The sequence below is a fragment of the Azomonas macrocytogenes genome (assembly GCF_014191985.1).
In the GTDB taxonomy this organism is placed as follows: Bacteria; Pseudomonadota; Gammaproteobacteria; order Pseudomonadales; family Pseudomonadaceae; genus Azomonas; species Azomonas macrocytogenes.
Genome location: NZ_JACHXI010000012.1, coordinates 1 through 13728 on the forward strand (window position 1 = coordinate 1; position 13728 = coordinate 13728).

Consider the following 13728-nt stretch of genomic DNA (forward strand, 5'->3'; position numbering starts at 1 on the left):
AAGGAGCTGGGCAAGAACGTCTACAACCGCCTGACCAGCTACGAGGCAGAGCCGGCCGAGGATTCCTCGACCCAGGGGCTGATCGATCATTTCCGTGGTCGGCACCGCGGCTAATATAGTTTGGCTGAAATGATCGTAATTACTATGCTCATGCTAAAGCGTCAGCTTACTTATCTGGCACTTTAGCAGATGCAGGGACAGCATAACCGCATAAGCACTCTCAGCATCACCTAACGACGCAGCTCTATAAGTTAACTGTATTGAAAAGTACAACGGTAGCGTTGAGGATGAAACCTAATTTCGAAAAGGTCTTACCTGATAGTGAATCGTCGCTAACGTTTTTAAATCGCAGGCTCGACGAAAGCATTCCTTTCGAGTGGCACCACCATCCAGAATTCGAGTTGACTCTTACGCTTAACAGCCGCGGTCATCGCTATATTGGTGATAATATCGAATGGTTTGATGATGATGACCTTATCCTGATTGGCCCGCATGTGCCGCATGGCTGGTGTTCGAGTGAGCGTATTAACTCTGGACAACCACATATTGCTCTGGTGATTTGGTTCACTAGTGCATGGATTTCATCCGTAGTTGATCTTTTTCCTGAAATGCAGGCCGTGCGTTCTTTAATGGTTACGTTGCACCAGCAGGCCATTCGCTTTGGAAGCGCTACACAACGTGAGGTACGTCCGCTTATAGAGGCAATGATAGATAGAGATACCACGGGTCGCCTGATTTTATTGTTGGATATCTTACAGCGAATTGGACGCGACTCTAGTGCCGAACGTTTAATAACCATACCAGCCTGCCTGACAGACAGGTTGCCAAGCGAAGACCTTCGGATGCATCGGGTGTTGGAATATCTACATATTCATTATGCCGAGCCTATCGCCATCCCGGATCTTGCCGAAATGGCATGTATCAGTATATCGGCCTTTCATCGCATGTTTCGCCGTCATACACGAAGAACAACTCTTGATTATATATCTCGACTGCGGATCGGTAGGGCTTGCACCTTGTTACTGCAAGAAACTCTATCTATATCCGCTATTGCGGAAACTGTCGGTTATTCCTCTCTAGCACTTTTCAATCGACAATTTCTTGCACAGAAAGGAATGACACCTCGAGCTTTTCGTCTTGCTCATATTCATCATTTTCACTGATTTTTATGCTTCATAAATAAAGCCATTCTTATTCTGGTGCAACTGGATTAGTTTCAAGCTGCAAACGCCACTATTGTATTACAATATGCCATTTTTCAGCTATCTTTGAACTTCTTAAAAATGCATTATATTATCCATTAATTGCAAAAAAGGAGATCCTTATCATTACCAGCCAAAATAACTAAAATAAATTTAAGGAAACATTCCATGAGACATATAAATTTATATTTCCATATTTTTATGTTTTTTATCATTTAAAGTATTATTAGCATTAAGAAAACTCTGAAAAATCTCCATTTTTACCAGATCACATCCCCTATAAATCGCATAATTACTGGCTTGTTATTTAATAATAAAAATATCACTACAGATTTTTATTCAGGATCTTTTTTATATCACAACTATCTGCTGCTTCTATTGATATCCCTATGACATACGAAAAAGCCACTAACGGTTTCCACTCAAAGACCATTTAACTGATATATCTGACTATAACCCATCTTAAAACAAGGAAAATCATATGAACCTCGAACTTGATGGTAAAACTGCACTGATTACAGGAGCTAGCGTCGGTATCGGCCTGGCAATTGCTGAAGGGTTGGCTGCCGAAGGAGTCAATCTGGTGTTGGTTGCACGTAATAAAGAACGCCTTGACCAAGAGGCGGCCCGTATAGCTGACTATTATAAAATCAAGACGCTTGGTATTGCTGTGAATATAGCCAGCGCTAGTGATGTAAAGGAAACTGTACGGCTTGTGGAAGAGCGTTTTGGCGGTATAGATATACTAATAAATAACGCTGGTACCGGCAGTAACGAGACCATTGCAGAGGCAACAGACGAAAAGTGGCAGCTTTATTGGGAACTTCACGTGATGGCAGCAGTGCGCCTGGCACGGGGGTTCATGCCGACAATGAAGCGACGCGGCGGCGGTGTAATCTTGCATAACGCATCTATCTGTGCAGCCCAGCCGCTCTGGTATGAGCCGATCTATAACGTTACCAAAGCCGCACTGATGATGTTTTCTAAAGTACTGGCACACGAAGCAATTGATCACAATATCCGTGTCAATACAGTAAATCCGGGATTGGTCTTGACTCCTGATTGGATCAAGACCGCCAAGGAGTTGACTGAAAAATCGGGTGGGGATTGGCAGGCCTATCTGAACGGCGTAGCCGAGGAGCATGCGCCCATAAAGCGTTTCGCCTCTCCTAAAGAAATAGCTGACTTCTTCGTATTCCTCTGTTCCGCACGGGCCAGCTATTCAAGCGGCTCAGCTTATTATGTCGATGGAGGCATGCTAAAAACCGTTTAAACATTACTTACACTTACAAAAGCCCAGCTTTAAAAAAGCTATGGTCACCCCCGATTTGCAATACTGATCAGTGATGAGTGTTTGGCTTGCCTAAATCTATTCAGTGCCTATTTGAAGCTGGTGCTCCGTGACACGATAAGAGTTGCCCCTGTCGATCCTAAAAAATTTGTTGGCATTGAGAATGCCATTTTTTAATCAGGTTCTTCGCCAGGCCGCTGAGCCGTTCACGTCATCATTCAACTCTGAAAGGATGCTCTTGTACTGTGCAACTGCAGGGTCAGGCTGAGGCTGGCAACACCTCGGCCCCTGCATCAAAACGGGTGTGCCTCGTAGTTATCAACCTAGTACACCGCCACATTGGAATGGCGACGCATGCGAACGTAGCCACCCCTGTCAAGTAGACAGTGCCTAGTCGATATTGGGAGCCAAGTTTAGCCGAGGCATGAACTGAATCGGCGGGATGCCGCCCAGCGCTTCACGCGGCCGGTATTCGTTGTAGTCGACCAGCCGCTGATCAGTGATGACGTGGACCTGTTCGAGGTTGGCAAACAAGTCGATATCGAGCACTTCAGTTCGATAGGTCCGGTTGAAGTGCTTGATGAAGGCATTTTGGTTCGGCTTGCCTGGTTGGATATCTCGGATGGCTATGCCTTTGGCCACAGCCCACTCGGTGAACGCCTGCGAGACCATCTCCAATCCGTTGTCCAGCCGTATGGCATCGGGTGCACCATAGCAGTCGATCAAGCGAGTTAAGACGCCACGCCGAAGAAATCGATGAACCCAACTCTCTTCGATCATGTTTAGTGTCCGCAAACGCCGGCCGCAATATAGAGCGTCGTGCATGAAGTCCATCGCCCAGCAGCGATTCGATTCGATTCGGTTCGCTGGCCAAGTCCAGCAGTTGCCGTGGCTGACCCGGCAAACGCTTCTTACATCACCGTGGCAAGTTCAAACCCATATCGCAACACACCCGATGCCAGACTGGCGGGTCGCCAGGTGAATGTAGTTTGGTAGTTTTAGACAGATCCGTCACCAGCAGGAACAGCCTTGCCCGCCGAACAACTTGTAACCCTTGTCGCGAGACTTGGCTGCCTCGCATTTGGAAGTCAGTGGGGTGACAGTCCTTGCCATAGGGGTACTTTTTCATATCGAACCGGTATATCCCTAAATATACTCCTAAATCATAGGGTATCCAGGCGGAGAGCTCAGGCACAAAAAAACCGGCTAGAAGGCCGGTTTCTCTGCCTTTCCAGTATACCCCTATCAACTTTGGAGTACTCAGGAAAGCTATTTTGGTACCGAGGAGGGGACTCGAACCCCTACAGCCTATGGCCACTACCACCTCAAGGTAGCGTGTCTACCAATTCCACCACCTCGGCAAAGACAAACTGAAAATCACTTGGCAGGAGATTGAGGAATATCGCCTGCAGGAACACTTTTCGAACCGTCAATTACAGGTACATCATTCGATATCGGCTTGTTTGCCGGAGTCTCTAAAACAGCTGGGTCAGGCAAGCCTGCTTTTGAAACTTCGTCAGCCTCATGTCTGGCAAAATAAGCCAACCCCAAGCTGGTTACAAAAAAAACAGCAGTGAGAATAGCGGTAAGCCGACTCAGGAAGGTAGATGCTCCCTGGCTTCCGAATACGGTTGCTGAGGCGCCAGACCCAAACGAGGCACCAGCATCAGCACCCTTACCTTGCTGTAGCAGTACCAATACGATTACCCCAAGGGCAACCAGTAAATGCACTACGATAACGACGTCTTTATACATCTAAATTTCCCGGCGGAACAACAGATTGAATCAGGCTTATCTGTATACAACGATGCTCTGCGCCCCACTGAATTCTATCTCAGCATCTGGATTCGCTTTGTATCCTGAACAATTCAAGATACTTACTGATCCGCTTCAGTCCATCTAAAGTGGGCGCAGATGTTACTTGAGCAAACAATGACTGGCAAGCTTAATCAAGCACAAACTGCCGTAACCATTTCTGCGAGCTCTTTTGCATAAGCATTAACCATTGATTCATCATCTCCTTCAACCATGACCCTGACTAGCGGCTCGGTTCCAGATTTGCGCAACAGGACACGCCCATGACCAGCCATGCGCTCGGTAATACGATCACAAGCAGCCTTTACATCAGCGTGGGAAATAGGATCAATGCTACCAGCAAAACGTACATTGATCAGGGCCTGAGGAAATTTTTTCCAAGTCTGCCGCTCTTCAGCCAAGCTTCGTCCTTTTCGATGCAATGCCTTGACAACCTGGAGGGCAGCAATAATGGCATCCCCCGTAGTCGTATGCTGGGCACAAACAATATGACCTGAGTTTTCTCCCCCCAGAATCCAGCCTCGCTCATGCATCTCCGATATGACATAGCGATCACCGACTTTGGCGCGTATAAAAGGTATATCCCGTTCTTTTAGGGCCAACTCCAAGCCCAGGTTACTCATCAGGGTTCCCACAACTCCACCGGCCAAAAGACCACGATCCTGGAGGTCGGTGGCAATGATATAAAGCAGTTCGTCACCATCAACAACTGCTCCGGCATGATCCACCATCATTACCCGATCGCCATCACCATCGAAAGCGATCCCCAAGTCTGCACGATTCTCGACTACCGCTTTTTGCAACTGGGTAACATGGGTCGAACCCACGTTTGCATTGATATTGAGCCCATCGGGCTGCACAGCCGTCGCTAGAACATCGGCCCCCAGTTCGCGAAATACATTGGGTGCAACCTTGTAGGTCGCACCATGAGCACAATCCAGCACTACTCTCAATCCGGAAAAATCCGTACTGGTTGGTACGCTGCTCTTGCAAAATTCGATATAACGACCGGCTGCATCATTGATGCGTGATGCTTTTCCAAGATCCTCCGACTCCACAACAGTCATGGGAGCATCGATCAAGCGCTCTATTTCAAGCTCGATATCATCGGGAAGCTTGGTCCCACGACCAGAGAAAAACTTGATTCCATTATCGTAATGGGGATTGTGGGAAGCACTTATGACGATGCCGGCGTCTGCATGAAATGTTCGGGTCAGATAGGCGACTGCCGGCGTAGGCATAGGGCCGAGCAGAAGAACATTGGCCCCTGCCGCCGAAAGGCCTGCCTGAAGAGCTGACTCGAACATATAGCCAGAAATTCGCGTATCTTTGCCGACCAAAATGCGGCATCTACCTTGCTTATGGAAAGCTTTTCCAGCAGCCCAACCGAGCTTGAGCAAGAAATCCGGAGTGATCGGATAATGTCCGACGCGGCCACGAATGCCATCGGTACCAAAATACTTTCTGCTCACTGTAACTTCCTATTAAGCTTGTTTGACTGCGGCGATCATGCGAACCACATCGACCGTTTCAGCTACATCGTGTACTCGAAGAATATGCGCGCCATTGAAGACCGCTACTGCGGCCAAGGCAAGGCTACCATACAAGCGTTCGTCCACCTCTTTGGCCAATACCTGGCCGATCATGCCCTTGCGGGAAACGCCGACCAGTAGAGGGCATCCTAATGAATGAAGCTCTTGCATATGTTTGAAAAGAGTCAAATTGTGAGCAAGGCTTTTGCCAAACCCGAACCCAGGATCGATCAGGATGCGGCTTTTATCCATACCAGCTTGAATACAGGTTTGTATCCGCTCGCTTAAGAAATCTTGTACATCTTCGAGTACATTTTCATAGCAGGGAGATTGCTGCATCACTCTTGGCTCGCCATTCATGTGCATCAGGCATACCGGCAAACCGCTCTGCATCGCAGCCGCCAGGGCACCGTCTCGAGTCAAGGCTCTCACATCGTTGATCAGTCCAGCACCAAGGCGGGCAGCTTCGCGGATTACCGATGGGGTGGAAGTATCTACCGAAACGATCACGTCCAACTCGCTGGAAATGGCTTCGATAACAGGAGCAACGCGCTCCAGTTCTTCGAGTGATGAGACCGGTTCGGCCCCCGGGCGCGTGGACTCCCCTCCTACATCGATCAGTGTTGCCCCTGCTTTTACCATAGCCTCCGCGTGAGACAGAGCTACAGCCAAATCAGTAAAACGACCGCCGTCGGAAAAAGAGTCCGGCGTTACGTTGAGAATACCCATCACATGCGGATGCGATAAATCAAGAACCCGGCTACCACACGGCAGCCGGGTTCCAGAAGCGAGCGTCAAGTCCATGCGAATCTCTTAATGCTCTCCTGCCGGACCACCAATAGGCGTTTCGGGTCTACCACCATCTGCTTGCATGGGAGGAGAACCAGAAGTACCGGAACCATCCTGCCAATCCCGAGGCTCTCTTGGAGTACGTCCAGCCATGATGTCATCGATCTGTTCAGAATCGATGGTCTCGTATTTCATCAAAGCTTGCGCCATCGCGTCGAGCTTGCTGCGGTTCTCTGTGAGGATACCTTTGGCAGTCGAGTAACAGTGATCGATGATGCTTCGTACTTCCAGATCGATCAGTTTTACAGTATCTACCGATACGTTTGCGGATTGAGAACCTGCACTACGTCCCAGGAAGACTTCACCTTCTTCTTCCGCATACATCAACGGACCCAGTTTTTCGGACAATCCCCATTTCGTCACCATGTTCCGGGCGATCTGAGTAGCTCGCATGATGTCGTTTGATGCGCCAGTCGTAACGCCCTCAAAGCCCAATGTCATTTCTTCGGCAATACGGCCCCCGAACAATGAGCAAATCTGGCTGACCAAAGCGCGCTTGGAAAGGCTGTAACGATCTTCTTCCGGCAAGAACATGGTTACACCCAAGGCTCGCCCACGAGGAATGATCGAGATCTTATAGACTGGATCATGCTCGGGAACCATTCGCCCGACAATGGCATGGCCGGCTTCGTGATAAGCAGTATTGAGCTTTTCCTTTTCAGACATCACCATCGATTTACGCTCAGCGCCCATCATGATCTTGTCTTTTGCCAATTCGAATTCCCGCATTTCCACCACACGCTTGTTGGCCCTGGCGGAGAAAAGCGAGGCTTCGTTGACCAGATTGGCCAAGTCTGCACCGGAAAAACCGGGAGTGCCGCGCGCAATAACGCCTGGAACCACATTATCGCCAACCGGAACCTTGCGCATATGCACTTTGAGGATCTGTTCGCGCCCACGGATATCCGGCAACCCGACCACGACCTGGCGATCGAAACGACCGGGACGAAGCAGAGCAGGGTCCAGTACATCCGGACGGTTGGTAGCAGCAATGACGATGATCCCATCGTTCATTTCGAAACCATCCATTTCAACCAGCAACTGGTTAAGGGTCTGCTCGCGCTCATCGTGTCCGCCACCCAGTCCAGCGCCACGATGACGACCGACCGCATCGATTTCATCAATGAAGATGATGCAGGGAGCATGTTTCTTGGCTTGATCGAACATATCGCGGACCCGGGAAGCACCCACACCGACGAACATCTCAACGAAATCCGAACCGGAAATAGTAAAAAACGGGACCTTGGCTTCTCCAGCGATGGCTTTTGCCAACAAGGTCTTACCGGTACCGGGAGGGCCAACCATCAACACACCACGCGGAATACGACCGCCTAGCCGCTGGAATTTGCCAGGATCGCGCAGAAACTCCACCAGTTCGCTAACCTCTTCCTTGGCTTCGTCACAACCTGCCACATCCGCAAAGCTCGTCTTGACCTGATCCTCGGACAGCAAGCGGGCCTTACTCTTGCCAAAGCTCATCGGCCCACCTTTGCCACCGACACCGCCCTGCATCTGGCGCATGAAGAACATGAACACGGCGATAATGACCAGAATCGGGAAGCTGGCGACCAACAACTGCGTCCAGATACTTTGCTGCTCCGGTTGCTTGCCTTCGATCTCGACATTGTTGTTTATCAAGTCACCGATAAGCCCACCATCCTGAATGGCGGGACGAATGGTCTTGAACGGCTCGCCATCGGTACGCCGGCCCGTAATGACGAAACCGTCGACCGTCACACGCTCGACTCGGCCTTCCTTGACCTGCTCGATGAATTCGGAATAGTTGAGCGTTTGTGGCTCGGTCGGGCTGGAAAAATTGTTCATCACCGTGACCAGTACGGCTGCGATGATCAACCACAAGATCAGGTTTTTTGCCATGTCGTTCAATTAACTACCCTCTCGAGCAAACCCTGCCAGCAGAGCCTGCATGACGGCCGATGTTTTAACTTTTAGTCTAAGTTTACTACCACAATCCAAGAGGTTACTCATAGATCGTCTGTAACCTGTTGTTAGGCTCAATCGAAGCCTTTCCTAATAGACAACAGCCTTGCCAATATTTTTCAACCGTTTCGCCTGCTCCATCCTTACGCAACTAGAAGCAAAATCCAAATTTTACTAGCCAGGCCTCTTGAGCCCTCTTGCCAACAGATACTGCTCCCTGGATCGATCACGTGAAGAAAGAGGTTTACGCATGTACACCTTGTCGAAACGATACCGAACATCCTTGAGATAAGTATCGAATCCTTCACCGTGAAAAACCTTGATCAAAAAGTCTCCGCCTGGCCGCAGCACTCGCGTGGCCAGATCCAGAGCCAGCTCACATAGAAACATGGCTCGTGGCTGATCGGCAGCTTTGACTCCACTCATATTGGGGGCCATATCTGAAATCACAAGATCTACTGGCGTATTGCCTGTTGCTTCGAGGATACAACTAAAGACTGAATCTTCAGTAAAATCGCCTTGGATAAAGGTTACATCGGGGATGCTATCCATCGGCAGAATATCGGAAGCGATCAAGCGTCCCCGGTCGCCGATCAGTCGGCTGGTTACCTGCGACCACCCACCAGGAGCAGAACCGAGATCCACCACCGTCATACCCGGGCGTAACAAGCGATCTTTTTCCTGCAGTTCCAGCAACTTATAACTGGCTCGCGAACGATAACCGTCCTTTTGAGCCATTTTTACATAAGGATCGTCGAAGTGTTCTTTCAGCCAACGCTGACTGGTTTTAGAGCGAGCCAAGTTATTACCTCATCTGTGCGATCCTGAACTGCTCGGTTACACTGGAACGCTTTTCTCGAACACGATGCAAGGGTTGAATATGTCGCTCTCCAACGAGCAGAAAAAACACTTCAGAACTATTGGCCATCACTTGAAGCCTGTAGTGATTATTGCCGAAGGCGGTTTGAGCGCTGGAGTACTCGCCGAGCTGGATCGGGCGCTTACCGATCATGAGTTGATAAAGGTTCAACTTCGCCTATCGGAACGAGAAGAACGCCGGGCGCTGATAGATGAGCTCTGTCATGGTGGAAATTGTCAGCTTATTCAGGTTATCGGCAAGATTGCTCTTGTTTATCGCAAAAACCCCAAGGCCAACAAACAGCTTTCCAATATCCACCGGCATTCATTCTGAGCGCCGAATCCTTACGCTAACCTAACGTCATTTCGACTGAGTCCATGCGTTTCTACATGGGCAATGATGCTCAAATCGATGCGGAATCCGGTCTGGATAACGAGCTATATTCCGTCGGTGTCACCGGAAACCGCAGTCGTTACTGAAGCAAATAATGCTGTCTCTTGCAAAGGGCGATTGACAACATTATTTGCTCTGAAGCCGCTCAAATATGGCGAATTTCGACGATTTCATATTCAACGATGCCGCTCGGCGTCTTGACTACAGCGACCTCACCCTCTTCCTTGCCAACCAAGGCACGAGCGATAGGCGAACTGACAGAAAGCTTGCCTTGCTTGATATCGGCTTCATCATCGCCAACGATCTGATAGGTAACCGTTTCGTCCGTTTCGACATTGGCGATATCAACAGTAACGCCAAAAATGACTTTACCAGTCTGAGGGATGCTGGCTATGTCAATTATTTGAGCATTCTGCAGGCGCCCTTCGATATCACGGATACGAGCTTCAACCATACCTTGCTGTTCACGGGCGGCATGGTACTCGGCGTTTTCCTTCAAATCACCCAACTCTCTGGCTTCGGCGATAGCTTGGATAATCTGCGGACGCAGCACACTTTTCAGATGCTTGAGCTCCTCTTCCAGAGCCTGAGCGCCCTGGACAGTCATGGGAAACTTGGTCATGAATTGACTCCTGCGTGTAAATCCTGCAGTCGGCGTACAGCTTTTTCGGGACCGAACTTCAACGCCTCACAGATAGCCAAGGCTCCTGTCAGGGTTGTGGTGCAATAAACCTTGTGCTGCAGGGCATTGCGGCGAATAGAGTAGGAATCGGCAATCGATTGCCGTCCTTCGGTAGTATTGATAATCAAGGTGACCTCGTCATTCTTGATCATATCGACCACATGCGGACGACCTTCAGTCACTTTGTTGACTCGACGAACCGGCAGGCCCGCAGCTTCGATCAATCTGGCAGTTCCACTAGTGGCCACCATTTCGAAACCCAGATCGATGAGACGGCGAGCGACCTCGGGAACCTGTGGCTTGTCATCCTCTCTCACGCTGAGGAAGGCATAACCACTGGTCGGTAGAATCTCACCAGCCCCCAGCTGCGCCTTGGCATAGGCTTCGGCAAAGCTGTCGCCCAGGCCCATGACCTCCCCTGTTGACTTCATTTCCGGCCCAAGAATTGGATCGACACCGGGGAATTTAGCGAAGGGGAAGACGGCCTCCTTGACGCTGAAATAGCCGGGAATCAGCTCATGCTCGCAACCAACTTCCTTCAGCGTCTTGCCAGCCATGATACGGGCTGCGATCTTGGCCAGTGATACACCGATGCACTTGGAGACAAAAGGCACGGTACGCGAGGCGCGCGGATTTACCTCCAGAACATAGATATCATCGCCTTGTACAGCCATCTGCACGTTCATCAGGCCGACGACACCAAGCTCGAGGGCCATTTTCCCGACTTGCTCACGAATGACATCCTGCGCATGCCGAGGCAGCGAATAAGGTGGCAGAGAACAGGCCGAATCCCCCGAGTGAACACCCGCCTGCTCGATATGCTGCATCATCCCGCCAATGACGACTTGTTCTCCGTCGCAGATGGCATCGATGTCCACTTCGGTGGCACAGTTCAGGAAGTGATCGAGCAACACTGGGCTATCATTGGAAACCTGAACCGCCTCGCGCATATAGCGCTTGAGTTCATCTTCGTCATAAACGATTTCCATGGCTCTTCCGCCAAGCACATAGGAAGGCCGAACGACCAAAGGATAGCCAATAGTCTTGGAAGCGATGATGGCTTCGTCTTCGCTACGCGCAGTGGCGTTTGCCGGCTGGAGCAAACCCAGGCGCTGAACCATTTGCTGGAAACGCTCCCGGTCCTCGGCACGGTCGATCGAGTCCGGACTGGTACCGATGATCGGCACACCCGCCTCTTCCAGGGCACGACAGATTTTCAGAGGAGTCTGTCCGCCATACTGGACGATCACACCCTTGGGCTGCTCGACCCGCACAATTTCCAGCACATCTTCCAGCGTCACGGGTTCGAAATACAGCCGGTCGGAGGTGTCGTAATCGGTCGAAACCGTTTCCGGGTTGCAATTGACCATGATGGTTTCGTAACCATCTTCGCGCATGGCCAGAGCTGCATGAACGCAGCAATAATCGAACTCGATACCTTGACCAATGCGATTCGGCCCACCGCCGAGGATCATGATCTTGTCTCGGTTCGAAGGCTTGGCCTCACACTCTTCTTCATAGGTGGAATACAGGTAGGCCGTATCGGTAGCGAACTCGGCAGCACAGGTATCGACACGCTTGTAAACCGGCAAGACCTTGAGCTTGTGGCGATGGCTACGCAAGTTTTTCTCGGTTACCCCCAACAACCTGGCCAAGCGTGCATCGGAAAAGCCCTTGCGCTTCAAGCGGCGCATCAGCTCTGCATCGATACTCGATAGCCCCAGAGTCTTGACTCGCTCTTCCTCTTTCACCAGATCCTCGATCTGGACCAGGAACCACGGGTCGATCTTGGTCATGCCGAAGATATTTTCCAAGCTCCTACCGGCGCGGAAAGCATCCGCGACGTACCAGATGCGTTCAGCACCCGGGACCGTCAGTTCGCGCTTGAGGCGGCTATCGGCTTCGGCATCGTCCATGTTCAGCTTCGGATCGAAGCCAGTCGCGCCGACCTCCAGACCACGCAAGGCTTTCTGCACGGACTCTTGGAATGTTCGCCCGATCGCCATTACTTCACCCACGGATTTCATCTGGGTCGTCAGGCGTGCATCGGCTTTGGGAAACTTCTCGAAAGCAAAGCGTGGAATCTTGGTAACGACATAATCGATCGATGGCTCGAAGGATGCCGGAGTCCGACCTCCGGTAATGTCGTTTAACAGCTCATCGAGGCTATACCCCACGGCCAGTTTGGCGGCGATCTTGGCTATCGGGAAACCGGTAGCCTTTGAGGCTAGCGCCGATGAGCGCGAAACACGCGGGTTCATTTCGATCACGACCATCCGACCATCATCGGGATTGATACCGAACTGAACGTTGGAACCACCGGTTTCCACTCCGATCTCGCGCAATACTGCCAAAGAGGCATTACGCATGATCTGGTATTCCTTGTCCGTCAGAGTTTGCGCCGGGGCGACGGTAATGGAATCGCCAGTATGTACGCCCATGGGATCGAAATTCTCGATGGCGCAAACGATGATGCAGTTGTCCTTCTTGTCACGGACAACCTCCATCTCGTATTCCTTCCAGCCAATCAGGGACTCGTCGATCAGCAATTCCTTGGTGGGCGACAAATCGAGCCCCCGGTTGCAGATCTCTTCGAACTCTTCGCGATTGTAGGCGATACCGCCACCAGTCCCGCCCATGGTGAAAGAAGGGCGGATGATGCAGGGAAAACCGACCTTGTCCAAAACGCCATAGGCTTCCGCCATGCTATGGGCAATGCCAGAGCGAGGGCACTCCAGACCGATTTCGCGCATGGCTTTGTCGAACCGGGAACGATCTTCGGCTTTGTCGATGGTGTCGGCATTGGCACCAATCATCTCTACTCCGAACTCTTGCAATACCCCATTCTTTTCAAGGTCGAGAGCACAGTTCAAGGCCGTCTGGCCACCCATGGTCGGCAACAGAGCATCCGGGCGCTCCTTCTCGATGATCCTGGCCACGGTCTGCCATTTGATCGGTTCGATATAGGTGGCGTCGGCCATGGACGGATCGGTCATGATGGTGGCCGGGTTGGAGTTCACCAGAATGACGCGGAATCCTTCCTCTTTCAGGGCCTTGCAGGCTTGAGCGCCGGAATAGTCGAACTCGCACGCCTGGCCGATGACTATGGGGCCGGCGCCGAGGATGAGAATACTCTTGATATCAGTACGTTTTGGCATGATGTC

12 protein-coding genes and 1 tRNA gene are annotated in these 13728 nt (G+C 50.9%); 4 read left to right on the forward strand and 9 right to left on the reverse strand.

Translation table 11 applies throughout. The annotated features are described in order from the left end of the window. The 3 genes from FHR87_RS19225 to FHR87_RS11870 all read left to right on the forward strand — a co-directional run. Positions 1-114: hypothetical protein (locus FHR87_RS19225; RefSeq protein WP_246336022.1), on the forward strand; the 114-nt coding region annotated here is incomplete at its 5' end. A gap of 173 nt (positions 115-287) precedes the next feature. Then, complete coding sequence (locus tag FHR87_RS11865) at positions 288-1163, forward strand: helix-turn-helix domain-containing protein (protein ID WP_183166941.1); 876 nt, start codon at positions 288-290, stop codon at positions 1161-1163. 520 nt (positions 1164-1683) lie between these two features. Beyond that, positions 1684-2475, forward strand: coding sequence for an SDR family NAD(P)-dependent oxidoreductase (locus FHR87_RS11870; RefSeq protein WP_183166942.1), 792 nt, complete (start codon positions 1684-1686; stop codon positions 2473-2475). 408 nt (positions 2476-2883) lie between these two features. Here FHR87_RS11870 and FHR87_RS11875 read toward each other — a convergent pair whose 3' ends face one another. The 7 genes from FHR87_RS11875 to rlmE all read right to left on the reverse strand — a co-directional run bounded on the left by FHR87_RS11875 (position 2884) and on the right by rlmE (position 9431). Further along, positions 2884-3273: an integrase core domain-containing protein gene (locus FHR87_RS11875; protein ID WP_183166943.1), complete on the reverse strand. Its 390-nt coding sequence runs from the start codon at positions 3271-3273 to the stop codon at positions 2884-2886. 495 nt (positions 3274-3768) lie between these two features. Then, positions 3769-3854, reverse strand: a tRNA-Leu gene (locus FHR87_RS11880). 16 nt (positions 3855-3870) lie between these two features. After that, the gene (gene secG / locus FHR87_RS11885; protein ID WP_183166944.1) at positions 3871-4248 is read right to left on the reverse strand and encodes a preprotein translocase subunit SecG; all 378 of its coding nucleotides are present in this window, start codon (positions 4246-4248) and stop codon (positions 3871-3873) included. 194 nt (positions 4249-4442) lie between these two features. Next, positions 4443-5780, reverse strand: coding sequence for a phosphoglucosamine mutase (gene glmM / locus FHR87_RS11890; protein WP_183166945.1), 1338 nt, complete (start codon positions 5778-5780; stop codon positions 4443-4445). 12 nt (positions 5781-5792) lie between these two features. Next, the gene (gene folP, locus FHR87_RS11895) at positions 5793-6644 is read right to left on the reverse strand and encodes a dihydropteroate synthase (protein WP_183166946.1); all 852 of its coding nucleotides are present in this window, start codon (positions 6642-6644) and stop codon (positions 5793-5795) included. Positions 6645-6653: 9 nt separating this feature from the next. Next, entirely contained in the window at positions 6654-8567 is a 1914-nt protein-coding gene (gene ftsH, locus FHR87_RS11900) for an ATP-dependent zinc metalloprotease FtsH (RefSeq protein ID WP_338021249.1), read from the reverse strand. Positions 8568-8804: 237 nt separating this feature from the next. Continuing rightward, on the reverse strand, positions 8805-9431 hold the full coding sequence (rlmE, locus tag FHR87_RS11905; protein WP_183166948.1) for a 23S rRNA (uridine(2552)-2'-O)-methyltransferase RlmE: 627 nt from the start codon (positions 9429-9431) through the stop codon (positions 8805-8807). Between the two features lie 79 nt (positions 9432-9510). Here rlmE and yhbY point away from each other — a divergent pair, with 79 nt between their 5' ends. Then, entirely contained in the window at positions 9511-9822 is a 312-nt protein-coding gene (yhbY, locus tag FHR87_RS11910) for a ribosome assembly RNA-binding protein YhbY (RefSeq protein WP_183167037.1), read from the forward strand. Between the two features lie 205 nt (positions 9823-10027). On the opposite strand, the gene greA is transcribed toward yhbY, so the two are convergent. Beyond that, complete coding sequence (greA, locus tag FHR87_RS11915; protein WP_183166949.1) at positions 10028-10504, reverse strand: transcription elongation factor GreA; 477 nt, start codon at positions 10502-10504, stop codon at positions 10028-10030. Then, entirely contained in the window at positions 10501-13722 is a 3222-nt protein-coding gene (carB, locus tag FHR87_RS11920) for a carbamoyl-phosphate synthase large subunit (RefSeq protein WP_183166950.1), read from the reverse strand. The genes greA and carB overlap by 4 nt, the downstream gene beginning before the upstream one ends. Positions 13723-13728: the final 6 nt, after the last annotated feature.